Below are 1,395 nucleotides of genomic sequence, written 5' to 3'. Positions count from 1 at the left end.
TAAAGGCACGTGGATTCCTACTAAGCCGTAGCTCCTCGGTGGGTTGACATCTCACAGGCTGCTGCTACTTTGGCAGTAGTCTTATGCTTGCCTCCATGTCCGTTTTTTGTCTCGGATTGCCCACCCGCGACTAATATATTTATGGCTGCGTTTTCGTCTCTATCGTGCTTACTTCCACAATTTAGACATTCCCACTCACGAATTGATAAATCTAATTTTCCTCCTTTAAACCCACAACTAGAGCAAATTTGAGATGTGGGTTCCCAACGGCTTATTACTCTCAAATCACGACCGTATTTTTCTGCCTTTCCTTCTAATAATGTTTGGAACTGTCTCCAACCTAAATCAGAAATAGCTCTAGATAATTTACGGTTTTTAACCATACCAGAAACATTCAAATCTTCTAAAACAATTGTTTGGTTCTCACGAATTATTTCAGTAGATAACTTATGTAGAAAATCTGTTAAGCCTATCTTTCAGTTTGGCATGAAATTTAGCTACTCTCAATCTAGCTTTTTCATAGCGATTTGTACCTTGAGTTTTTTTAGATAATAACTTGCTTAGTTTTCGGTACTTCTTAATTCGTTTCTTGAGTGGTTTTGGTGCATCAATTTTTTGGCCGTTACTCAAGGTCGCAAAAGTTTTAATTCCTAAATCTATTCCTACTGAATTCTCAGTTTTAGGTACGGTTTCAGGCAAAATTTCTACTACAAAACTCAGAAAATATCTATTAGCTGAATCTTTGATTACTGTTACTGATGATGGAACATTAGGTAGTTCTCTTGACCACACAATTTTCAGTTTTCCTATTTTAGCTAAATAGACCTTATGCTGACCGACTTTAAATCCACCCTTTGTAAATCTAGCTGTTTGCTTTGACTTTCTACTCTTAAATCGCGGAGCGTTGCGAGGAACGAAGCAATCTGGAGGTCTTATAGGTTTACCTTTTCTGTTGCCTAGGGACGCCCTTATGCAACGTCCGTACATTTAAAAAAGTTTTGATAAGCTTGGTTTAAATCGTTTAAAGATTGCTGCAATGGAATAGCAGAAACTTCTGATAACCACTCTCTATCTTCAGTTTTTTTAGCTTGAGTAATAAACTGTTTTTGTAGTTCTGAGTTAACAGGCTTCTTCTCTCCAAATTTGTACTTTTCAGGGGCACCAAGCTAGACTATCATTCCAGACAACACGGACACAACCAAATAGTTTTGCGCTCTCGGTTTTTTTGTCCCGGTGTTGGATATATACGGTACTTAAATCTCCCTTTCTTGACATCCTCCCGACGCTGCTCTCACGAGACAGCGCGGGATTCCCTAACAGTGATGCTAGGGACTTTCTGCTTCAATGCACCCGCCTGACGAGATTTACTCCCAGAAGGTCTTACAGTCGCTCCAC

Annotated in this window: 3 protein-coding genes; all 3 read right to left on the bottom strand. The window is 39.4% G+C overall.

The window, feature by feature from the left end:
* Positions 1–20 precede the first annotated feature (20 nt).
* On the bottom strand, positions 21–413 hold the full coding sequence (locus F6K22_RS42925; RefSeq protein ID WP_363275542.1) for an RNA-guided endonuclease InsQ/TnpB family protein: 393 nt from the start codon (positions 411–413) through the stop codon (positions 21–23).
* Between the two features lie 34 nt (positions 414–447).
* Complete coding sequence (locus F6K22_RS42920; protein ID WP_363275538.1) at positions 448–987, bottom strand: RNA-guided endonuclease InsQ/TnpB family protein; 540 nt, start codon at positions 985–987, stop codon at positions 448–450.
* 187 nt (positions 988–1,174) lie between these two features.
* Positions 1,175–1,246, bottom strand: coding sequence for a hypothetical protein (locus F6K22_RS42915; RefSeq protein ID WP_363275540.1), 72 nt, complete (start codon positions 1,244–1,246; stop codon positions 1,175–1,177).
* Positions 1,247–1,395: the final 149 nt, after the last annotated feature.

Source organism: Okeania sp. SIO2F4 (assembly GCF_010672385.1).
In the GTDB taxonomy this organism is placed as follows: Bacteria; Cyanobacteriota; Cyanobacteriia; order Cyanobacteriales; family Microcoleaceae; genus Trichodesmium.
Note: the sequence above shows the minus strand (reverse complement) of the source record. Positions and strands in the feature narration are given on the sequence as shown.

What these genes read in the sequence shown, in the direction of transcription:
- F6K22_RS42920 (WP_363275538.1), bottom strand. Translation starts at nt 987, where the DNA reads ATGTACGGACGTTGCATAAGGGCGTCCCTAGGCAACAGAAAAGGTAAA.